The following is a 20,384-nucleotide window of genomic DNA, read 5'->3' on the forward strand; positions in this document are numbered from 1 at the left end:
GCTTGGTTATCGAATGGTTTTAGGGTAAGAGGGGTTAAATCCCCGAACGTAACAGGAACCTCCGTCGCCTGGCGCCAAAAAGCGTGGCAGTATCGACGTGTGATTCGCAGCACCGGACCCTATGGTTGGCATGGACGACAACAACGATCTCTTCGGCAATCTGGGCAAGCAGCAGCAACCGGTTCGCACGCCGGCGCGCCCGGCCGACCCGCTGGTGCAAGCGGCCGCCAGGCGCCCGGCCGCTGCCAAGGATGGCAGCGAGGGTTACAGCGCCGCCGACATCGAGGTGCTCGAAGGCCTGGAGCCGGTGCGCCGGCGGCCGGGCATGTATATTGGCGGCACAGACGACAAGGCGATGCACCATCTGTTCGCCGAGGTCATCGACAATTCGATGGACGAAGCGGTTGCCGGCCACGCCACCTTCATCGATGTCGAGCTTTCAGCCGATGGTTATCTCACTGTCACCGACAATGGCCGCGGCATCCCGGTTGATCCACATCCGAAATTCAAGAAGCCCGCGCTCGAAGTGATCATGACGACGCTGCATTCGGGCGGCAAGTTCGATTCCAAGGTCTATGAGACATCAGGTGGCCTGCACGGCGTCGGCGTTTCCGTCGTCAACGCCCTGTCGGATCATCTCGAAGTCGAAGTCGCGCGCGGCCGCCAGCTCTATCGCCAACGCTTTTCACGTGGCATTCCGGTAAGCGGTCTGGAGCACCTGGGCGAGGTGCACAACCGCCGCGGCACCAGGACGCGTTTCCACCCCGACGAGCAGATTTTCGGCAAGGGCGCGGCATTCGAGCCGGCGCGGCTCTACCGCATGACGCGTTCGAAGGCCTATCTGTTCGGCGGCGTCGAAATCCGCTGGACCTGCGATCCCTCCCTGATCAAGGAAAAGGATCAGACACCGGCCAAGGCGGAATTCCATTTCCCCGGCGGCCTCAAGGATTATCTGAAAGCGTCGCTCGGCGACGAATTCCAGGTGACGCGCGAAATCTTCGCCGGCAAGAGCGACAAGCAAGGCGGCCATGGCTCGCTCGAATGGGCGGTGACCTGGTTTGGCGGCGACGGCTTCATCAATTCCTACTGCAACACCATCCCGACCGGTGAAGGCGGCACCCACGAGGCCGGCTTCCGCAACGTGCTGACGCGCGGCCTGCGCGCCTATGCCGACCTCGTCGGCAACAAACGCGCGTCGATCGTCACCTCGGAAGACGTCATGATCTCGGCCGCCGGCATGCTGTCGGTGTTCATCCGCGAGCCGGAATTCGTCGGCCAGACCAAGGACAGGCTGGCGACGATCGAAGCGATACGCATCGTCGAGACCGCGATCCGTGACCCGTTCGACCATTGGCTGGCCGACAATCCGCAGGAAGCCTCGAAGCTGCTCGACTGGGTGATCGCGCGCGCCGATGAGCGGGTGCGCCGCCGCCAGGAAAAAGAGGTGTCGCGCAAGAGCGCTGTGCGCAAGCTGCGCTTGCCGGGCAAGCTCGCCGATTGCACGCAGAACGCGGCGGCAGGTGCCGAACTCTTCATCGTCGAAGGCGATTCCGCGGGCGGCTCGGCAAAGCAGGCGCGCGATCGCGCCAGCCAGGCCGTCTTGCCGCTGCGTGGAAAAATCCTCAACGTCGCCAGCGCCGGCAATGACAAGCTGGCCGCCAACCAGCAGATATCGGACCTGATCCAGGCGCTCGGCTGCGGCACGCGGTCAAAGTACCGTGACGAGGATTTGCGCTACGACCGCGTGATCATCATGACCGACGCCGACGTCGACGGCGCCCACATCGCTTCGCTGCTGATCACCTTTTTCTACCAGGAGATGCCGGCGCTGGTACGCGGCGGCCATCTCTACCTGGCGGTGCCGCCGCTTTACTCGATCAGGCAAGGCGGCAAGGTCGCCTACGCCCGCGACGACGCGCACAAGGACGAGCTTCTGCGCACCGAATTCACCGGGCGCGGCAAGGTCGAGCTCGGCCGCTTCAAGGGCCTGGGCGAGATGATGGCTGCGCAGCTCAAGGAAACCACCATGGACCCGAGAAAGCGCACGTTGCTCAGGGTCGATGTGAACGAAATCGATTCTGCCACCAAGGACAGGGTCGATGAGCTGATGGGCACCAAGCCCGAAGCTCGCTTCCGCTTCATCCAGGAACGCGCCGAATTCGCCGAGACGGAAGTGCTGGATATCTAGCCGCTGGCGAATTTAGCTTGCGTTCCTGACATGGAGACCAGCATGTGACCTGGGCGCGGCTGAAAACCTATTTCGAGACGAGCCTGGCCGGGCTGACGCAACCGACGCGCTCCGACTGGATTTTCGCCCTGCGCACCGTTTCAGCCGGCATGATCGCGCTTCTCGTCGCCTATGCGCTGAAGCTCGACCATCCGCAATGGGCGATGATGACGGTGTTCATCGTCGCCCAGCCGGTTGCCGGCATGGTGCTGGCGAAAGGCTTCTACCGGCTGCTCGGCACGCTTGCCGGGGGTATCGCGGCAGTCGGCATCACCACGGCGTTCGGCACCGGCCCCTGGATTCTGGTGACGGTGCTTGCCGTCTGGATTGGCATTTGCACCTTCGTCTCGTCCCTGCTGCGCAATCCCGAGGCCTATGGCGCCGCCCTTGCCGGCTACACCGCCATGATCATCGGCCTGCCCGCTTTCGGACAACCGCATCTGGTCGTTGACCTCGCGGTCGCGCGTTGTGCCGAGATCGTGCTCGGCATCGTTTGCGCCGGCCTCACCAGCCGGCTGATCCTGCCAAAACTGGCCAGCGACGCCATTATCTCGCGGCTGAAACGCTGCATTCTCGACCTCGCCACTTACGCTGGCGGTGCGTTCTCCGGCGGAGACCGGGCAACCCTCATCGGCCTGCACCGGAAGCTTGTCGCCGACACCCAGACGCTTGGTGAAATGCGCGCCTATGCCAGGCTCGAAGCGGCGAGCTTCGCGCCGCGCGCGCATCCGGTGCGACGCACCATCGGACAGCTGCTCTCGGCCCTTTCGGCGGCGCGCGCGCTCTATTCGCATGCCGCTCCGAAAAACGCGGCCCTCATCCCGGTGCGCTCGGAGTTGCAAGCCCTTGTCAGCGAACTGGCAGCCAAGCCGGGAGCGCTGGACGACACCTCGCCCTGGTTGGCACGACTCGACGCGATCTCGATCAGAGCACGGCAAATACCCGATGCTTCGACCGAACAGGGTGAGGACAGGGTCGGCACCATCACTCGCCTCACCATAGCGGCCGATTTTGCCGAGGCGCTGAAACAGGTGCTTCGTGGCCTCGACGCTTTGCGCGCGCCCGTTAGCCGCCGACGAGGTCCCGGCAGCCGGCAGCCGGCCTTGGTGGTGCATCGCGACTATCCCGGTGCCGCGCGCAACGCCATCCGCGCGGCCCTTGCCACGTTGCTGGTCGCGGCTTTCTGGCTGACGACGAAGTGGTCGGAAGCGGCCGGCACCGTCATCCTCGTTGCCGTCGTGTCGAGCCTGTTTGCCGCTCGCCCCGACCCCGTGCAGGTATCCTGGGGTTTCTTCAAGGGAACGCTGCTCGCTTTGCCATTCGCCTTTCTCGTCGGTCAGATCGCGCTTCCCGCTCTGCCCGGCTTCGGCTGGTTCATGCTGTTCGTCGTGCTCATCATGGTGCCGGCGGCACTCGCCATGGCCAATCCGCGCTATGTCGGGGTGGCGACGGCATTCGCCATCAACTTCCTGGCCTTCCTCAGCCCGCACCAGGCAATGACCTATGATCCCGGCCCCTTCTTCGCCGGCTCGGCATCGATCCTGGTCGGCATCCTGCTGGCAATCGGCGTCTTCATCGTCGTGTTCCCGGCGGATCCATGGCTGGCCGCCGACCGCATCGTGCGAGCCATGCGCGAGGATCTGGCGCGGCTTTGCCTGCATGAGCGCTTGCCGAGGCGTTCGGCCTTCGAGAGCCTCGCTTATGACCGGGTCAATCAGTTGATGCCGCTGGTGCAGAATTCCGGCAGGAAGGGTGAGGCGGTGCTGGGCGGCGGCGTCGCCTCCGTCACGGTCGGCCTGGAAATCCTGCGGCTGCGCAATGCGAGCCAAAACCATGCCATCCCATCGGAAATGACGCTTTCAATCGCTAACTTCCTGAGGGGATTGGCGCGCGAGCTGCTTTTCCGTGCCTCCGGCGATCCGCAAACAGCGACCATTGCCGTCGCCCGGCAGTACGCGGCAGGCATCGCCCAGCGAGACGCCACCGGCGACATGCTGCAAATCGCGGCGTCCCTGCGCATTATCGCCGCGGCAATGGAGGATTTCCCGGATTTCTTCGCGAGGGATAAAACCTAGGCTGCGGCGATCGCCAGCGCATGGCCGCGTGCGTTCTCGCGCAGAGCATCAAGGTGGATCGACTTGACCAGGGCGGCGAGATCGCCTTCGGCGGATTGCCCGCCCAATTCCTTGAGCATCAGCCAGCTGACTTCCTGAACACCGGCGACGCGCTTGCCGTTGGCAACCTCGCGCCAGATCTTCAGCGCACGCAGGATGACCGCATGCGTGGCGGCAGCCAGACCTGCGCTGCGAAACAGCGCCTGCAGGGCCACATCGTGCCCGCCGGCCAGCAGTGCCCTCACCCGTGCTTCGGACTGCTGGCTGAGCGCGACCAGCGCTGAGCCGAAGAAATCGACCTTGCCGTGCGCGATGGTGCGGATCAGGAAGCTCGCGGTGAGATCGCCGCGCAGCCTGAGATGCTCGATCAGCGCCGCGTGCTCTTCCTGGCGCGTGCCTTCGATCAGCGTCACCGAGGCCTTGACGCAGGCGTCCCGCATGACGCGGTCGGCTCGCGCGGCTCCCATCAATGCCATGACCAGCGGCGATGTCTTCAATGTCTCGCCGAGCTTGACGAGCAGCATATGCCGGCAGTCGGCAGGCAGGCGCGCGTCGGATATCAGCGCCTCGCGCACCAGAGGCAGGTGGCCATGGCGTTCAGCCATGCGGCGGAAGCTGAGGGAGGCAATGTCGGCGCCGGTGTTGGCCAAAAGCACGGCGCAGGCTTCCGCCTCGCCAATCTCGGCGATGGCCGCCGCTAGCGCCATCGAGACTACAGGTCGGTCGGCGATCAGTTTCTGCGTTGCCCTCTGGCTCCCCGCCACACGGTTGATCAGATCGGCGTCGGTGAGCAGCGGCGAGCGCGCCAGCACGACACCGGCGACTTCCGGCTGGTCGGAGGCTAGCACGCTGATGATCTGCAGCGGCGCGTGGTGGCTCATCGAGAGCGCCTCGGCCATCGCCAGCCGCACCTTTGACGAGGCGTCGTCGAGTAGCAGCGTCAGCGCCGCCTCGGCGGCGCAGCGGTCCTCGAACGGCAATTCGGAATTGACATAAGCCCGGGCCAGCGCACTGGCGGCGGCGGCGCGCTCCGACACCCTGGCCGTGCAAATCCATCTCAAAAAATGCGAAACAACCATGCCGCCTGCTTACGCCTCTTGCCAGAACGTTCCTGGCCCCGTGGTGACGGTAGGCAGAAATGGTTTACGAACGGTTCACCATGTTCATTAACTGGCTTGCGAGCCTGGAAAGCAGCGCCTATCAACCTTTGCAGCAGAGGAGCAGGACATGGCCGGGCTTTATCTCCAGGAGTTCGTCGTCGGCCACGTCTTCCAGCACACGCTGCGCAAGACCGTCACCGAAAGCGACAACATGCTGTTTTCGGTGATGACGCTGAACCCGCAACCGCTGCATATCGATTTCGACTTCGCCGCCAAGAGCGAGTGGGGCAGGCCGCTGGTCAACTCGCTGTTCACGCTCGGCCTGATGATCGGCATCTCGGTCAACGACATCACCTTCGGCACCACTGTCGCCAATCTCGGCATGAAGGAAACCGTGTTTCCGCACCCGGTATTTCATGGCGACACCATCCGCGTCGAAACAACGGTGATTTCGGTGCGCGAATCCAGGTCGAAACCCGATCGCGGCATCGTCGAATTCGAGCATCGCGCCTATAATCAGCATGGCGACCTCGTCGCCAAATGCACGAGACAGGCGATGATGCTGAAGAAGGCGGCCTGATGCGTTCGCTGCTGTTCGTTCCCGGCGATTCCGAACGGAAGCTCGAAAGGGGTTTTGGCGCCGGCGCTGACGTGGTCATCGTCGATCTCGAGGATTCCGTCGCGCCGCAGAACAAGGCGCCGGCGCGCGAGATCGCGGCGCGCTTCATCCTTGAACGCAGGGGGCAAACCAACTCGGCGATCTATGTCAGGGTCAACGATCTATCGACCGGACTGACGGATGACGATCTGGCGGCGCTCGTCGCAGCGAGGCCCGACGGCATCATGCTGCCCAAGTCGAACAGCGGCCAGGATGTGCAGCAACTCGCGGCCAAGCTCAGGGTCCGGGAGGCCGAGAACGATCTGTCCGACGGTTCGATAAAAATCCTGCCGATCATCACCGAAACGCCGGCGGGTGTGCTGGCGGCGGCGACCTATGCGGGGACAAGCGCGCGGCTTGCTGGTCTCACCTGGGGCGCGGAAGACCTGTCGGCCGCGATCGGCGCGCGTGCGGCCCGCGACGATCACGGCCGCTACACCGATCTCTTCCGTCACGCCCGCCTGACGACCATCCTCGCGGCGGGGGCTGCGGAGGTCGCCGCGATCGACACCGTGTTTCCGAATTTTCGCGATATGGCGGCCTTCGCCGCGGAATGCGCCGAGGCCGAGCGTGACGGCTTCACCGGCAAGATGGCGATCCATCCCGATCAGGTGCCCGTTATCAACGCCGCCTTTACGCCCTCGGCCGAGGCGGTGAGACAGTCGGCGGCCATCGTCGCGGCGTTCGAGGCAGCCGGAAATCCCGGCGTCGTCGGCATCGACGGCAAGATGTTCGACCGACCGCACCTGCGGCTGGCCGAACGCCTTCTGGCACGCGCGAGGGCGGCCGGGACATCCGCCTGACAGCTATTTTTTTTCCCAGCGCGGCCGGCGCATCGAAAAGACCTCGTTGACGCTGGCATAGTCCATGTAGCCGAGACGAGCGACATTGCCGGCCTTGGTGATGTCAAACAGGCCGTCTTTCAGGAAAGCATCGTCGATATGCACGCCGATCACCTCACCGGCGACGACGACGGCGCTCGTCGGCAATCCGTCCAGCGCCTTTGGGCGAAACACTTCCGTCACCCGGCATTCGAGCGCCGCGGGTGCCGCCGCCACGCGCGGCGGTCTGACGAGACGCGAGGGCGCCATGGCGAGATCGGCATAGACGAATTCGTTGACGCCACGCGGCGCGTCGATGGACGTGTAATTCATCTTCTCAGCAAGGTCGCGGCCGACCAGATTGGCAACGAACTCGCCGCTTTCCACGGCGAAAGAGGCACTGTCCTTCTCGCCCTCGGAGGAGAACCAGACGATAAAGGGCCGCGTCGAGACCGCATTGAAGAAAGAGTAGGGTGCGAGGTTGATCTCGCCTGCCCCGTTCAGCGTCGATATCCAGCCGATCGGGCGCGGCGCCACGATGGCCTTCGAAGGATCATGCGGCAGTCCGTGCCCTTTGGATGGCTCGTAAAACATTCAGCCCGCCCAAGGCCCTGAATAGTCGGCATAGAGCTTTGCCGAATCGGGCCGTGGCCGCTCCGGCGCCGGACCGGCATAGGAACCCATATGGATAAAACCGACAACGCGCTCCTGCGGCGCCAGTCCAAGGATCGCCCTGCCCTCCGGCACGTCGGAATACCAGTTGCTGATCATGTTCGTGCCATAGCCCAGTGCATTGGCCGCGATCATCAGGTTCATCGCCGCCATGCCTCCGGACAGGAACATCTCCCATTGCGGGATTTTTGGGTTCTCCCTGGGAATTGACACGACACCGATCACCAGCGGCGCGCGCGAGAACCGCGCCAGTTCCTGGTTGCGACGGCCCTCGGGCAGCGGACCTTCGCGCTGCTCGGCCAAGGCCGCCAGCTTTTTACCGATCCCGATGCGGGTTTCGCCGCGATAGAGGATGAAGCGCCAGGGTTCGAGCCGTCCATGGTCGGGCACGCGTGAGGCGGCGGCAATCATTGTCGCGATATCGGCGTCGCTGGGCGCCGGCTCCTTGAGGTCGGGAATAGGCGCTGAATTTCGGGTCAGCAGGAAGTCGATGATCGGCGACGCCATGGGCGCAAGTCTCCTGGCACTCTGTTTTGAGCTGAAGCGCACCATCGGGAATTCAGGCGGCTCGGGCAAAGGCGCGCTAGCGCCGGGCTGAAGAGTCACGCACCGGACTCTTAAGCCTTGAAATTGCCACCGCCATGGGCTTCAACGCAAGGTATGTTTGAGGGGCGACTGCGTCTTTTCCTGATCCGGCTCTGCGCCGCGCTGTTCCTGCTGCCGGTCTCCATGGCTGTCGCGCAGGAAAAGGACGGTGTCAGCGACCTGAAACTTCCCGGAATTTCGAGCTATGCGACGCCGAAGAACGAGACTCCACTGGCGCTTGGCGGCGGTGGCGCCATCACCCTGTCGGCCCAGTTGACCGACAAAGGCACCGACATCACCCGCGGCCTCGTCTGGCGTGTCTTCAAGCCTGAAGCCGTCAACGGCAAATTGCCGATGGTCGCCTCCGCGCATGGCGGCAGCGCCGTCTTCCAGCTCGAACCCGGCAGTTATCTGGTCCACGCCTCCTACGGTCGCGCCGGCGCCACCAAGCGCATCACCGTCGGCAAGGAAGCCAAGCGAGAAAGCCTGGTGCTTGATGCCGGCGGCCTGAAGCTCGACGCGGTTCTGTCCGGCGGCGTGCGCATTCCGCCGAAAAGACTGCGCTTTTCGATCTATGAGGGCACCGCCGACGCCAATGGCGATCGCGCGCTAGTCATTCCCGATGTCGAACCCAACAGCGTCGTGCGGCTCAATGCGGGCATCTACCACGTCGTCTCGACCTATGGCGCGGTCAACGCCGTCATCCGATCCGACATCCGTGTCGAGGCCGGCAAGCTGACCGAAGCCACCGTCGAGCATCACGCCGCCGAAATCACCATGAAGCTGGTGCGCGAGGCGGGTGGCGAAGCGATCGCCGACACCTCCTGGTCGCTGCTCAACGAATCCGGTGATCCGATCAAGGAAACCGTCGGCGCCTTCGCCTCGATGGTGCTGGCCGAAGGCGACTACACCATCATCGCCAAGAATCGCGACCGGATCTACCAGAAGGATTTCACGGTCGTTGGCGGGCAGAACCAGGAGATCGAGGTTCTCGCTACCGAAGCAGCGGCCATGGATCCGGAAGAAGGCGCGGACTAAAGCAATTCCAGCAAAAGTGCGAAGCGGTTTTGCGTTCGGAATTGCGTAAAAGCAAAGAGATAGAGCATTGGAGGCGATCTCGTTTTCGCCGGAGATGCTCCTTCAGGCAGCCAGCTTGGTCCGCGCCGGAAGGAACGGGATGCGACGGCGCGGCAGGGCCGGAGCCAAGTCGAACACACCGCGATAAAGCCGGTCGAGCAACGCCTTGCGATCGCGCAACGGCTCCAGTTCGCTCCAGCTGAGTACATTGCCGACGCGCACCTCGATCGCCTTGCCGGACAGCCGCGCGAATTCACGGATGAGCAGCGAGGTACGCAAGGTCAGCGAGGCCTTGCCGACGAATTTAGCCACACGCCCGTCGCGCTCGGCCATGTTCATCGGACCGCTGACCAAATGGAAAAGCCTGCCGTTCTGGCCGGAGAAATGCATGGGAATGACCGACGCCTTGGCTTCCTGGACGAGACGGGCCGGAAACCATCTTCCATGGCAGATCGCGCGCGCGGCCAAAACCCTTGGGCGCGGTGGCGACGCCGCCAGCCGGAAACACAACGATGGTGACGCCCTCCTTCAGCAGCCGCACCGCTTCATGGCGCACCGCCATGTTGTTCTTCACCGCGTCCTTGGTCTCGGAAAAGTCGATCGGCAGCGAATAAGGCTCCATCTCGCGAATCCTGAGCAAATCCTTGTGGATCATCACTCGAAAGGGTCGCCCGAGTTGCTCTGCCAGTGACAGCACCGCGATGCCGTCGCCGATGCCGAAGGGATGGTTGGCAACGATCACCAGCGGCGTGTCGGGCAATTGCGCTGGCGGCCATTGGTCGGGGCTTCGCACGCCCACATCGATGAGGTCCAGCATGCGGCTGAACACACGCTCACCGGTCGGCACAACCTGATGGCGCCAGAATTCATAGAGCGCGGCGAACCGGTCGCGGCCCGAAAGGCCTTCCACCGAATGAATGAACCAGCGCGCCAGAGCCGGCTGGTGCGGATTGGCGTAAGAAAGCTCGGGGAACGGTCGTTCGCGCGATTTCAGCTTGAGCATAAGGGCTCGTTACAACGTTGCCGTGACAGGGATATGAAAACGGCGGTGGATCGCTCCACCGCCATTCGATCGAGAACACTTCGAATCAAGCAGCGCGCTTGCGTCGGCGGTCAGGTGTGATCGCTTCTTCGGTCAGCCGTTCGATTGCTTCGGCAAGGCCAAGCGATTCCTGGTCTCGCGAACCGAGCCGGCGGATATTGACCGTCTGCTCCTCCGCCTCGCGTTTGCCGCAGACGAGGATGACCGGCACCTTGGCCAGGCTGTGCTCACGGACCTTGTAGTTGATCTTCTCGTTGCGCAGGTCGGCTTCCGCCAACAGCCCTGCGGCCTTCAGCTTCGCGACGACCTCGGTCGCGTAACTGTCGGCGTCCGAAGTGATCGTCGCCACCACCACCTGCAGCGGCGCGAACCACAGCGGGAAATGGCCGGAATAGTTCTCGATCAGGATGCCGAGGAAACGCTCCATCGAACCGCAGATTGCGCGGTGCACCATGACAGGCTGCTTCTTCTCCGAATCCGAGCCGATGTAGAATGCGCCAAAACGTTCCGGCAGGTTGAAGTCGACCTGCGTCGTGCCGCATTGCCATTCGCGGCCGATCGCATCCTTCAGCACATACTCGAACTTCGGCCCGTAGAAGGCGCCCTCGCCCGGGTTGATCGAGGTCTTGATGCGGTTGCCGGAGCGCGTCCTGATCGTCTCCAGCACGCTGCCCATGATCGCCTCGGCATGATCCCAGGCCTCGTCGGTGCCGACACGCTTCTCCGGCCGCGTCGAAAGCTTCACGCTGATTTCGTCGAAACCGAAATCGGCATAGGTCGACAGGATCAGGTCGTTGATACGCAAGCACTCGGAAGCCAGCTGTTCCTCTGTACAGAAGATATGCGCATCGTCCTGCGTGAAGCCGCGCACGCGCATCAGCCCGTGCAGCGCGCCCGACGGTTCATAGCGATGCACATTGCCGAATTCCGCAAGCTTTACGGGCAGATCGCGATAGGATTTCAGCCCATGCTTGAAAATCTGCACGTGACCGGGGCAGTTCATCGGCTTCAGCGCGAAGACGCGGTCATCGTCAGTTTCATCGCCTGCGACCGTCACCTTGAACATGGCGTCCCGGTACCAGCCCCAGTGGCCCGATGTCTCCCACAGGCTCTTGTCGAGCACCTGGGGTGCATTGACCTCCTGATAGCCCTGTTCGTCGAGCCGGCGGCGCATGTAGTTGACCAGGTTCTGGAACATCTTCCAGCCCTTGGCGTGCCAGAAGACGACGCCCGGCCCCTCTTCCTGGAAATGGAACAGGTCCATTTCGCGGCCAAGCTTGCGGTGGTCGCGCTTCTCGGCCTCCTCCAGCATCATCTGGTAGGCTTCGAGCTGTGCCTGGTCGGCCCAGGCCGTGCCATAGATGCGCGTCAGCATCGGATTGTTCGAGTCGCCGCGCCAATAGGCGCCGGCCACCTTCATCAGCTTGAAGGCGTTGCCGATCTGCCCGGTCGAGGCCATATGCGGACCCCGGCAAAGATCGAACCAGTCGCCCTGCGCATAGATCTTGAGATCCTGATCCTCGGGAATGGCGTCGATCAGTTCGAGCTTGTAGCGCTCGCCCTTGTCGGCGAAGACCTTTTTTGCCCTGTCGCGCGACCAGACCTCCTTGGTGAACGGCTTATTGCGCGCGATGATCTCGCGCATCTTCTTCTCGATCACCGGGAAATCGTCCGGGGTGAACGGCTCGTTGCGGGCAAAGTCGTAATAGAATCCGTTCTCGATCACCGGCCCGATGGTTACCTGCGTTCCCGGCCATATCTCCTGAACGGCTTCCGCCAGCACGTGCGCGGTGTCGTGACGGATGAGTTCCAGCGCACGCGGGTCTTCGCGGGTGATGATCTCGACCTTGCCGGATTTGCCCAGGGGATCACTGAGGTCGCGCACGGTGCCGTCGATGGCATAGGCCACGGCCTTCTTGGCCAGCGACTTCGAGATCGACTCGGCAAGCCCGGCACCGGTCATCGCTGCGTCGTAGTCGCGCACGGAGCCGTCGGGAAATGTCAGGGAAACGGAATTCAGCATATGTATCTCCTATCCAGTCCCGCAAACGAGCGCGGGTGGTAAAAATGCAGATATCAGCGGTTCGGGAGCTGCGACCTGCCAGAGTGCCGGAGGCGTCCGGCGGCGGCAGTCTTTTATGAGCAGATGCCGCCGCCGTAAAGCCCGGCTCACTAAATCAGCTGCGGCAGTTCCTTCAGGAACGCGGCCCGTGTCGCCAACCCCTTCGGCATGTCGGTCCGCTTCGTATCGACGACGAGCCGGGCGAACACGATCTGGCGGCCGTCTTTCCGCGCCCAACCGACAAACCATCCGAGCGAGCGCTTGTCCTTGCCGCCCTCGCCGAGCCGGGTGCTGCCGGTCTTGCCCTGAACGACCCAATCGCCGGCCTTAAAACTCGGGATGATGGCCCGTGTCATGTCATGCGCCTTGGCCGATACCGGCATCCTGCCGGCGAGCAGTTGCCGCAGGAAGGCAACCTGTTCAACCGGCGATATCTCGAGCGAAGAGTTGACCCAGGAATGGGTGAGCCCGTCATCCTTGCCGGGATCGCCCGAAACGTCAGTGTTGCCGTAGTTGAACTTCGATACGTAGCCGGCAAATTTCTCAGCTCCAAGCCGACGCGTAATCTCCCGAGAATACCAGATGATGGAATCGCGTTCCCATATCACCGGATCGACGGTCTTCCGATCCCGCTTCACCGCGTTGAATTCGGGTTTATAGTCCCAGCTTGGCGTGTGCTCGTCGCCCAGGATGCCGGCGTCGTAGCCGATCAGCGAAAGCGGCACCTTGAACGTCGAAGCCGGGCTGAAGCGCTGGTCACACACCCCTTCCTGGTAAAGCGTCTTGCCGGTTGCGGCATCGGCGATCAGCGTGCACTGCACATCCCTGAGCGGCGCTGACTGCGCGCGCATCGGAAATCCCAGCAGCCAGGCGAGCAGGAACAGGACTCCGGCAAAGATGAAAGGAAGACGGTCGACGTTGCGCATGGGATGCTCGCTCCAGGAGGGGTTCGCGAGCGGGCTTAGCGATGTCTCTTGTCTCGATTTTGTCTCAAATGCGCAGTTGTCGTGCAGGCTTGCGTTAACCCTACCGGATCGTAAACGGGCGCGGCGCGACCAACGCTCTCATCCCTCACGCTTCGCCGCGCTTGCGGCCGATCCGCCAATATCGCCATGGCAAGAACCAGACGTAGCGGGACGCCAGCACCTCCGGCACGAGGTCAATGCCGTGCGTGCCGAATGGGCCGCAGCGCAGCACGCGAAACAACCCCATCCAGCCGCCGGCCCACAGGCCATGGCGGGCGATCGCCTCATGCGCGTATTCCGAACAGGTCGGCAGATGCCGGCAGGAATTGCCGACAAAGCCGGACAGCGTCAGCTGGTAAAGCCGCACGAGCGACGTGCCGAGCAAGCGGCCGGGCGTCTTGCGCCACGGGCCGGGCCAGTTGCGGCCGCGCCTCGACGCTCCGACTGTATGCGCATGCCCGTGCTGGTCGCCCACTGCGATCTCCGCGTTTCCAGGTGATAGATGTGAGCTTCCGCCGAAGAACGCAATCCCGCTCGCCCTGCCGTCACGGGTGGTAACGGCGAAATGGGTGCCGGTCGGCCGGAGGTGCCCACCAGCCAGAGGGAGATCGCGGCCGCCAGCGGCGTTTCCGACGGGACCATCAAGTCGCAATTAGCGACGATCTTCCACAAGACGGGAACGGGCGACCACCGGGAGCTTGAACTGCTGATACGCGAGTTGTCGTCACCGCTGCGCTCGCGCTGACCCTGGCCTTCATTCATCCCGCTTGCGGTTCCCCGAGCCTACTCCTCGGTCGGCATATGCAGGTACATCGACTGGATGCCGACCCTGCCCGGGCCGGTGAAGCGGTTGACGATGAAATTCATATTGGCACCGAAGAAGCCGCTCGACAGCCGATCGATCTTGGTTTCCATCCTGACCGAGGCATCCTTGAACAGCCAGCCGCCGGGTTCGATGTCTATGGTTTCGCCTGGAGCGAGCGTCTTTTCAAACACGTTGCCATAGCCGTGCAGCCAGACGATGCCGTCACCGGTGTCGCCGCGAAACCGGTCGATAAAGAAGCCGCTTTGGCCGAACAGCATCGTCGCCAGGCCGCGTACGCGCTCAAACGTGTAGTCGACGTTGCCGGTGGCGGCCAGAAACTGGTGCTCGCGCACATGGATCTCCTCGCCTCGCCGCAAGTGAATAGGCACGATGTGACCCGGCCCGTCACGGCTGAACGCGATGATGCGCTCCCGAGGCCTCGGTAACGAAGATCTGCATGCCGGCCATCATGCGCTTCAGCGCACCCTTCAGCGATTTCAGGCCGATGGTGATCGTGGAATTTTTCCACAGCAGGATATGGTGCTCGAAATAGACGGGCATCCGCGTCACGTCGACGGAAAGCACAGGCACCAGTTCGCCCGCTATGTGATAGGTGACGCCACCAAAGGTTTCGTCCGACACCTCGGTCGGCATCAGTTCCGGCAGACTTGGCATGGCTCCCCCCAAAGCCGTCCTGCGCGCCGGTTTATTCCGGCTTCGCGCGGGTCGGCCTAAGCAGCTTTGGTGCCGGACGTCAGGGCCGTCAAACGAAAACAGACCCGGGTCGTGCGCTCGCGCGAAGGTGATCACGTGCTCAGGCGGCAAGTACCCGTTCATAGATCAGCGCCGGGATGGCCGAGCCGGCGGAGCCGCAATTCTCGGTGCGCCCGGCCTGGATGAAGCCATTGGCCTGATAGAAGGCAACGGCGCGGGTGTTCTTCTCTTCCACTTCGAGCCGAATCCGGTGGGCCTCCGGAAAGCTCTCGATGATTTCGTCGAGGAGCATGCCTCCAATGCCTCGGCCCTGCAGCGAGGGAAGCACATAGAGCTGCCTGAGCATGACCACGCCGCCGTCGCCGACGGCTTCGGCAAACGCCATGCCGCCAATGCGCTTGCCGTCATCGGCAACGAGGAACTCGCTGCTCGGCTTAGCCAGCCTCGCCTTCAATGAGGCGATGGAGTGCCATTCATTGGTGATCTCGGCGACCCGCTCGGCACCGTAAATCGCGTCATAGGTGGCATGCCAGGTCTCGACCAGCAACGCCCGTACGGCTGCGAGGTCGCGGTCTCCGGCGGTGCGGACGAACATACCTTTACTCGATACCCAGCTTGGCCTTGACGAGATCGTTGACAGCCTGCGGATTGGCCTTGCCGCCGGTCGCCTTCATCACCTGGCCGACGAACCAGCCGGCCATCGTCGGCTTGGCCCCTGCCTGTTCGACCTTGTCGGGATTGGCCGCGATCACCTCGTCGACCGCCTTCTCGATGGCTCCGGTGTCGGTGACCTGCTTCATGCCGCGGGTCTCGACCAGTTGGCGCGGATCGCCGCCCTCGTTCCAGACGATCTCGAACAGGTCCTTGGCGATCTTGCCGGAGATGGTGCCCTCCTTGATCAGGTCGATCACCGCACCGAGCTGGTCAGGCGAAACCGGAGCGGATTCAATGTCCTTGCCGGCCTTGTTGAGAGCGCCCAGCAGATCGTTGATGACCCAGTTGGCGGCGAGCTTGCCGTCGCGCCCGGCCGCCACCTTCTCGAAATAATCGGCGATCGGCTTTTCCGACACCAGAATCGCTGCGTCGTAGGTCGAGAGGCCGAGCGAGGAGATCAGCCGCATTTTCTTGTCATCGGGCAATTCCGGCAATTCCTTGGCCAGGGCATCGACATAAGCCTGGTCGAATTCCAGCGGCAGAAGGTCGGGATCGGGGAAATAGCGATAGTCGTGCGCCTCTTCCTTGGAGCGCATCGAGCGCGTCTCACCCTTGACGGCATCGAACAGCCGCGTTTCCTGATCGATCTTGCCGCCGTCCTCGAGGATAGCGATCTGCCGGCGCGCCTCGTAGTCGATGGCCTGGCCAATAAAGCGGATCGAATTCATGTTCTTGATTTCGCAGCGGGTGCCGAATTCGCCACCTGGCCGGCGCACCGAGACATTGACGTCGGCGCGCAGCGAGCCTTCGTCCATGTTGCCGTCGCAGGTGCCGAGATAGCGCATGATGGTCCGCAGCTTGGTCACATAGGCCTTTGCCTCGTCGCCGGAGCGCAGGTCGGGTTTCGATACGATCTCCATCAACGCCACGCCGGAGCGGTTGAGGTCGACATAGGACATGGTCGGATGCTGGTCATGGATCGACTTGCCGGCATCCTGCTCCAGGTGCAGGCGCTCGATGCCGACCTCGATGTCCTCGAACTCGCCCTGGCGGTCGGGACCGACCGAGACGATGACCGTGCCCTCGCCGACGATCGGCTGTTTGAACTGCGAGATCTGGTAGCCTTGCGGCAGGTCCGGATAGAAATAGTTCTTCCGGTCGAAAACCGACTTGTGGTTGATCGCCGCCTTAAGCCCCAGACCGGTACGGATCGCCTGCTTGACGCACTCCTCGTTGATGACAGGCAGCATGCCGGGCATGGCCGCATCGACGAGGCTGACATTGGCATTGGGCGCGGCACCGAAAGCGGTCGAAGCGCCGGAGAAGAGCTTTGCCTCCGATATCACCTGCGCATGCACTTCAAGCCCGATGATGATTTCCCAGTCGCCGGTGGCGCCTGGTATCAGGCGTTTGGCGTCGGGCATGCGGGTATCGATGATGCTCATGGTAGCCTGCGAATTACGGTGACTCTGACGGAAGTTTCATGTTTGGGACGTGACTTTCACGTCTCGCGTGAAAGCCATTCGCTAGTGCAAACCGCCAAAAGAGACAAGCGCAAAGCCACGGCCGGGGATTTTCTGGACGTCTCGGAGAGCGGATGTCCACTTACGCTCAGTCCCGGTAAGGCCCTGACCTCGTAGCGAGGCCGGGCAGAAAACCGAAAATTGAAACGCAAGAAACGGTTTCGACGTCGGACGCAACCGCATCACAAGGCGCGGGCACGTCCGCTCAGAACTCGACAACAGGTAGTCTTGGTGCCGCCGGCCGGCATTCGGCCGGCGGTTCCCGTCACCGCTCAGGCGGTGGCGATATAGGCCCGGATTTCCGCGGCCTCGCGCTCGACGTCCTCAATGCGGCGCTTGACCACGTCGCCGATGGACACGATGCCGTCCAGCAAGCCGTCCTTTTCCACCGGCAGATGGCGGAAACGACCCCTGGTCATGATCTCCATCACCTCGTTGACGGTGTGGTTTTCATTGCAGATCTTCACCTTCGGCGTCATGGCCGAACGCACGGGGATATCGAGCGCGGCGCCGCCTTCCCTGGCAACCACGCGCACGATGTCGCGTTCCGACAGGATGCCGACGATCTTGCGATCGCCATTGGTGATGACCAGCGCCCCGATCCTGTGCTCGGAGAGGATTCGGATGGCTTCGCTCAGTTTTTCGTTCGGCCCGAGCGTCAATACGTCATGGCCTTTTTGCTCGAGAATGGCCTTAACCGTCATGGCGTCCTCCTCTATTTTGCCAACCGGTTCCTGCCCTGACCGGCTTTCACATAAGAGTGAACATCGTGCGCCGTGATCGGTTGCATTTCAAGTCCGGTCGGAGGTCTCCCAGTCAGGCGCTTGCCATCCCCTGTCGAACCGGCGCAGGCCGAAAAAGCCCGCGAGAAAGCCGCCAATATGCGCCTCCCAGGCGATCTGGCCGTCGATGCCCGGCGCGAATCCGAGAAGGCCGGTGGCGAGATTGATGATCATCCACATGGCCAGGAAAATGACGACGCCGCGCGAACGCAGCACGATCGCGACCGGCAGCACCGGGCCGGCGAAACCAGCCTTGCCGGCCGAGCGGTCGGTGCGGAAACCAAAACGCGCCGCAGCCCCCATCATGCCCGATATGGCGCCCGATGCGCCGACCAGCGGCGCTTCTCCATAGGGATGCATCGCCCAGAAGAGCGCCACCGAAGCCAGTCCGGTGACGGCAAAGAACAACGCGAACCGGAGCGCGCCGAGACGATTGGCCAGCGGCGAGCCAAAAGCGGCGAGCCAGACCATGTTGATGGCGATATGGGCAAAGCCGCCATGCATGAAGGCGTAAGTGAAAGGTCGGGTGAAAAGGAACCAGTCGAAGCCGTATTGACCGGTATAGAGGACCGGAATGAAAGCCCCGTCATACAGCAGCGTCATCTGCTGGGCGTCGTTCAGCACATATTGCTGCAGCAGATAGACGATCGCGCAGATGCCGATCACCGCCAGCACGATCGGCGGGAGGTTGAACACCGGCTCACGCGCCGGTGGCGGCATGATCTCGGCCGTTTCGGGCTCGGACGGATATTGCGGTTCGCTCATCTGCAATCGCACTCGATGCTGGTTCGGCCTGGGCTGGTTCGGTCCGGCGTGGTTCGGTCTGGCCAGCATCTAGATCACCGCCGATGGAACCGCAAACGGCGAATCGTCCCGCTCCGAATCAGGGACGCGAATCAAAAAAGAAGCCGTCCAGGGTTTCCCCTGGACGGCCGGTCGAGCCCCCTGCTCCCCTAAAACTCTTGACTGAAGTGCTGCCGATCGTCGCGAAACGACCGCTTCTGGAGTGGCTTTTGTGTGCCACACGGCTTGCCAGGGCGCAACGTAAACCAATTGTTAACCTTAACGGCCCCGACCCGTGAACAAGTGTTAACGACGCTGGCACGCTTCCTGCTCCCCAACGCATGTAGGTCATCGGAGGGCGCCCTTCTGTTCACCGATGGGACATCAGACGACAGAATGCGCGGAGCTTTTTAGTATGAACCAAAACGGATCGATCACGCTGTTCCACTATTGGAACCGCCTGCGTGACGGACGCCCCGCTCCGAAGCGCTCGGAAGTCGAGCCGGCCGATATCAAGTCGCTGCTGGCCGATACGTTCATCCTGGAAAGGGACACACGCGGGCAGCCGGTATTTCGTCTGGCCGGCACCAGGCTCTGCGCCTGCTACGGCCGCGAACTCAAGGGGTTCTCTTTCCCCTCGCTATGGCGCGAGAAGGATCAGCGGCTGGTTTCGCGGCTGATCCACGGGGTCTTCGACCAGAAATCCGTCGTGCTGATCAATTTCGAGGGCTTCAGCCGCAACGGCCGCTCCAACAAGTTCGAATTGCTCGCCTTGCCGCTCGATGGTGGCATTGAAAATCCGCGCTGCCTCGGCGTGATCAGCGCCGTTGAGAAGCCGTTCTGGCTGGGCGCCGATCCGATCACCGACGCCTTGATCGATTCCATACGCGTCATCGATCCGGAGAAAGAGCTGCTGAAAAACCGCCCGGCGATCGACGTTCCCTCGCTCGTTCCCGACGAAATTGGGGCGCCTGACACGATCTCGGCGCTTGGCCGGGCGCGCCGCATTCGCCATCTCGTCGTCTTCGACGGCGGGCGCGGAGATAGTTGATGATCACACAGTCCCGCGAGCTCGTTTTTCCCCTTTGTTAACCCGCTTTGTTGTACTTCTCTGACGAAGTCCCTTGCATCGACGCGCGGGATGCCAAACGGGGTGTAGGCAGTCATGAGGTCAGCGGCGGTCGACTACGCGCCGTCCCAAGCTGAAAGGCGTAACTTTCAGCGCGTCCGGGTCAAGATATACGGACGATTCATGCTGGAGGACCGCACCGAGCACCCGTGCCAGGTCGTCGACATGTCGCCCGGCAACGTCGCGCTTCGTACCGACCGCATCGGCATGCCCGGCGAGAAAGTCATCGCCTATATCGATCATATCGGCCGCATCGAAGGTGTTTTGACACGCACGCTGCCGGACGGCTTCGCGATGACGGTGATTGCGTCCGACCGCAAGAAGGACAAGCTCGCGGCGCAGTTGACATGGCTTGCCAACAAACACGAGCTCGACCTGCCGGAAGACCGCCGTCACGAGCGCGTCTCGCCACGCAATCCGACCAGCGTGCTGCAGCTCACCGACGGCCGTCAGTATCAGTGCCGGATCATCGATCTGTCACTGTCCGGCGCCGCGATCGAGATCGACGTCAAACCGGCGATCGGCGTCCAGGTCATGCTCGGCACGATGCGCGGCCAGATCGTCCGGCATTTCGAAGACGGCGTCGCCATCGAATTCGCCGTCATCCAGCGCCCCGAAACGCTCGATTCCGAATTCAACACGCCGCGCGCCTGATCAGGTCGCAAAGCACG

Annotated in this window: 20 protein-coding genes and 1 pseudogene; 8 read left to right on the top strand and 13 right to left on the bottom strand. The window is 62.7% G+C overall.

Annotation, left to right across the window (positions count from 1 at the left end):
* Positions 1 to 130: 130 nt before the first annotated feature.
* Complete coding sequence (gene parE / locus O7A60_RS15035; RefSeq protein WP_337106976.1) at positions 131 to 2,188, top strand: DNA topoisomerase IV subunit B; 2,058 nt, start codon at positions 131 to 133, stop codon at positions 2,186 to 2,188.
* Positions 2,189 to 2,232: 44 nt separating this feature from the next.
* Entirely contained in the window at positions 2,233 to 4,302 is a 2,070-nt protein-coding gene (locus O7A60_RS15040) for an FUSC family protein (protein ID WP_337106977.1), read from the top strand.
* On the opposite strand, the gene O7A60_RS15045 is transcribed toward O7A60_RS15040, so the two are convergent.
* On the bottom strand, positions 4,299 to 5,420 hold the full coding sequence (locus O7A60_RS15045; RefSeq protein WP_337106978.1) for a DUF2336 domain-containing protein: 1,122 nt from the start codon (positions 5,418 to 5,420) through the stop codon (positions 4,299 to 4,301). The two genes, O7A60_RS15040 and O7A60_RS15045, sit on opposite strands and share 4 nt — an antisense overlap.
* Positions 5,421 to 5,568: 148 nt before the next feature.
* Here O7A60_RS15045 and O7A60_RS15050 point away from each other — a divergent pair, with 148 nt between their 5' ends.
* Entirely contained in the window at positions 5,569 to 6,021 is a 453-nt protein-coding gene (locus O7A60_RS15050) for a MaoC family dehydratase (protein WP_337106979.1), read from the top strand.
* Positions 6,021 to 6,902: an HpcH/HpaI aldolase/citrate lyase family protein gene (locus O7A60_RS15055; RefSeq protein ID WP_337106980.1), complete on the top strand. Its 882-nt coding sequence runs from the start codon at positions 6,021 to 6,023 to the stop codon at positions 6,900 to 6,902. Before O7A60_RS15050 ends, O7A60_RS15055 begins: the two co-directional genes overlap by 1 nt.
* Before the next feature lie 3 nt (positions 6,903 to 6,905).
* On the opposite strand, the gene O7A60_RS15060 is transcribed toward O7A60_RS15055, so the two are convergent.
* Positions 6,906 to 7,514: a flavin reductase family protein gene (locus O7A60_RS15060; protein ID WP_337106981.1), complete on the bottom strand. Its 609-nt coding sequence runs from the start codon at positions 7,512 to 7,514 to the stop codon at positions 6,906 to 6,908.
* Positions 7,515 to 8,099: a nitroreductase family protein gene (locus tag O7A60_RS15065; protein ID WP_337106982.1), complete on the bottom strand. Its 585-nt coding sequence runs from the start codon at positions 8,097 to 8,099 to the stop codon at positions 7,515 to 7,517.
* Positions 8,100 to 8,252: 153 nt separating this feature from the next.
* Between O7A60_RS15065 and O7A60_RS15070 the strand changes: the two genes are divergently transcribed.
* Positions 8,253 to 9,215, top strand: a complete 963-nt coding sequence (locus O7A60_RS15070) for a hypothetical protein (protein WP_337106983.1) — start codon at positions 8,253 to 8,255, stop codon at positions 9,213 to 9,215.
* 102 nt (positions 9,216 to 9,317) lie between these two features.
* Here O7A60_RS15070 and O7A60_RS15075 read toward each other — a convergent pair.
* From O7A60_RS15075 to yidD, 4 genes and pseudogenes are all read right to left on the bottom strand, one after another.
* Positions 9,318 to 10,257, bottom strand: a pseudogene (locus tag O7A60_RS15075) (lysophospholipid acyltransferase family protein).
* A gap of 85 nt (positions 10,258 to 10,342) precedes the next feature.
* The gene (gene thrS / locus O7A60_RS15080) at positions 10,343 to 12,319 is read right to left on the bottom strand and encodes a threonine--tRNA ligase (RefSeq protein ID WP_140770788.1); all 1,977 of its coding nucleotides are present in this window, start codon (positions 12,317 to 12,319) and stop codon (positions 10,343 to 10,345) included.
* A gap of 149 nt (positions 12,320 to 12,468) precedes the next feature.
* Positions 12,469 to 13,284 carry a class D beta-lactamase gene (gene blaOXA / locus O7A60_RS15085; RefSeq protein WP_337106984.1) on the bottom strand — a complete coding sequence of 272 codons (816 nt, stop codon included), beginning with the start codon at positions 13,282 to 13,284 and terminating at the stop codon, positions 12,469 to 12,471.
* Between the two features lie 145 nt (positions 13,285 to 13,429).
* Positions 13,430 to 13,798, bottom strand: coding sequence for a membrane protein insertion efficiency factor YidD (gene yidD / locus O7A60_RS15090; RefSeq protein ID WP_337106985.1), 369 nt, complete (start codon positions 13,796 to 13,798; stop codon positions 13,430 to 13,432).
* Positions 13,799 to 13,888: 90 nt separating this feature from the next.
* Here yidD and O7A60_RS15095 point away from each other — a divergent pair, with 90 nt between their 5' ends.
* Positions 13,889 to 14,068, top strand: coding sequence for a MalT transcriptional regulator family protein (locus tag O7A60_RS15095; RefSeq protein WP_337106986.1), 180 nt, complete (start codon positions 13,889 to 13,891; stop codon positions 14,066 to 14,068).
* Positions 14,069 to 14,106: 38 nt separating this feature from the next.
* Here the strand turns inward: O7A60_RS15095 and O7A60_RS15100 are convergent, their stop codons facing one another.
* The 6 genes from O7A60_RS15100 to O7A60_RS15125 form a co-directional block, all read right to left on the bottom strand.
* The gene (locus O7A60_RS15100; RefSeq protein ID WP_337106987.1) at positions 14,107 to 14,517 is read right to left on the bottom strand and encodes an AIM24 family protein; all 411 of its coding nucleotides are present in this window, start codon (positions 14,515 to 14,517) and stop codon (positions 14,107 to 14,109) included.
* Between the two features lie 16 nt (positions 14,518 to 14,533).
* The gene (locus O7A60_RS15105) at positions 14,534 to 14,803 is read right to left on the bottom strand and encodes an AIM24 family protein (RefSeq protein WP_337106988.1); all 270 of its coding nucleotides are present in this window, start codon (positions 14,801 to 14,803) and stop codon (positions 14,534 to 14,536) included.
* Between the two features lie 139 nt (positions 14,804 to 14,942).
* Positions 14,943 to 15,437: a GNAT family N-acetyltransferase gene (locus O7A60_RS15110; protein ID WP_337106989.1), complete on the bottom strand. Its 495-nt coding sequence runs from the start codon at positions 15,435 to 15,437 to the stop codon at positions 14,943 to 14,945.
* 4 nt (positions 15,438 to 15,441) lie between these two features.
* Positions 15,442 to 16,941 carry an Asp-tRNA(Asn)/Glu-tRNA(Gln) amidotransferase subunit GatB gene (gatB, locus tag O7A60_RS15115; RefSeq protein WP_337106990.1) on the bottom strand — a complete coding sequence of 500 codons (1,500 nt, stop codon included), beginning with the start codon at positions 16,939 to 16,941 and terminating at the stop codon, positions 15,442 to 15,444.
* A 350-nt stretch (positions 16,942 to 17,291) separates the two neighbouring features.
* On the bottom strand, positions 17,292 to 17,723 hold the full coding sequence (locus O7A60_RS15120) for a CBS domain-containing protein (RefSeq protein ID WP_027145030.1): 432 nt from the start codon (positions 17,721 to 17,723) through the stop codon (positions 17,292 to 17,294).
* 87 nt (positions 17,724 to 17,810) lie between these two features.
* The gene (locus tag O7A60_RS15125; protein WP_337107127.1) at positions 17,811 to 18,566 is read right to left on the bottom strand and encodes a rhomboid family intramembrane serine protease; all 756 of its coding nucleotides are present in this window, start codon (positions 18,564 to 18,566) and stop codon (positions 17,811 to 17,813) included.
* Positions 18,567 to 18,999: 433 nt separating this feature from the next.
* Here O7A60_RS15125 and O7A60_RS15130 point away from each other — a divergent pair, with 433 nt between their 5' ends.
* Together O7A60_RS15130 and O7A60_RS15135 are read left to right on the top strand one after the other, a co-directional pair.
* The gene (locus tag O7A60_RS15130) at positions 19,000 to 19,635 is read left to right on the top strand and encodes a PAS domain-containing protein (RefSeq protein ID WP_337106991.1); all 636 of its coding nucleotides are present in this window, start codon (positions 19,000 to 19,002) and stop codon (positions 19,633 to 19,635) included.
* Between the two features lie 114 nt (positions 19,636 to 19,749).
* Positions 19,750 to 20,367: a PilZ domain-containing protein gene (locus O7A60_RS15135; protein ID WP_015318053.1), complete on the top strand. Its 618-nt coding sequence runs from the start codon at positions 19,750 to 19,752 to the stop codon at positions 20,365 to 20,367.
* Positions 20,368 to 20,384 lie beyond the last annotated feature (17 nt).

The sequence above is a fragment of the Mesorhizobium salmacidum (SeqCode) genome (assembly GCF_037179605.1).
Lineage (GTDB): Bacteria > Pseudomonadota > Alphaproteobacteria > Rhizobiales > Rhizobiaceae > Mesorhizobium > Mesorhizobium salmacidum.

Bases quoted from the DNA above. Each gene is read 5' to 3' on its own strand.
- O7A60_RS15045 (WP_337106978.1), bottom strand. From the start codon at position 5,420: ATGGTTGTTTCGCATTTTTTGAGATGGATTTGCACGGCCAGGGTGTCG.
- O7A60_RS15050 (WP_337106979.1), top strand. From the start codon at position 5,569: ATGGCCGGGCTTTATCTCCAGGAGTTCGTCGTCGGCCACGTCTTCCAG.
- O7A60_RS15130 (WP_337106991.1), top strand. From the start codon at position 19,000: ATGAACCAAAACGGATCGATCACGCTGTTCCACTATTGGAACCGCCTG.
- O7A60_RS15120 (WP_027145030.1), bottom strand. From the start codon at position 17,723: ATGACGGTTAAGGCCATTCTCGAGCAAAAAGGCCATGACGTATTGACG.
- thrS (WP_140770788.1), bottom strand. From the start codon at position 12,319: ATGCTGAATTCCGTTTCCCTGACATTTCCCGACGGCTCCGTGCGCGAC.
- parE (WP_337106976.1), top strand. From the start codon at position 131: ATGGACGACAACAACGATCTCTTCGGCAATCTGGGCAAGCAGCAGCAA.
- blaOXA (WP_337106984.1), bottom strand. From the start codon at position 13,284: ATGCGCAACGTCGACCGTCTTCCTTTCATCTTTGCCGGAGTCCTGTTC.
- O7A60_RS15135 (WP_015318053.1), top strand. From the start codon at position 19,750: ATGAGGTCAGCGGCGGTCGACTACGCGCCGTCCCAAGCTGAAAGGCGT.
- O7A60_RS15055 (WP_337106980.1), top strand. From the start codon at position 6,021: ATGCGTTCGCTGCTGTTCGTTCCCGGCGATTCCGAACGGAAGCTCGAA.
- gatB (WP_337106990.1), bottom strand. From the start codon at position 16,941: ATGAGCATCATCGATACCCGCATGCCCGACGCCAAACGCCTGATACCA.
- O7A60_RS15125 (WP_337107127.1), bottom strand. From the start codon at position 18,566: ATGAGCGAACCGCAATATCCGTCCGAGCCCGAAACGGCCGAGATCATG.
- O7A60_RS15105 (WP_337106988.1), bottom strand. From the start codon at position 14,803: ATGCCAAGTCTGCCGGAACTGATGCCGACCGAGGTGTCGGACGAAACC.
- O7A60_RS15060 (WP_337106981.1), bottom strand. From the start codon at position 7,514: ATGTTTTACGAGCCATCCAAAGGGCACGGACTGCCGCATGATCCTTCG.
- O7A60_RS15070 (WP_337106983.1), top strand. From the start codon at position 8,253: ATGTTTGAGGGGCGACTGCGTCTTTTCCTGATCCGGCTCTGCGCCGCG.
- O7A60_RS15065 (WP_337106982.1), bottom strand. From the start codon at position 8,099: ATGGCGTCGCCGATCATCGACTTCCTGCTGACCCGAAATTCAGCGCCT.
- O7A60_RS15110 (WP_337106989.1), bottom strand. From the start codon at position 15,437: ATGTTCGTCCGCACCGCCGGAGACCGCGACCTCGCAGCCGTACGGGCG.
- O7A60_RS15095 (WP_337106986.1), top strand. From the start codon at position 13,889: ATGGGTGCCGGTCGGCCGGAGGTGCCCACCAGCCAGAGGGAGATCGCG.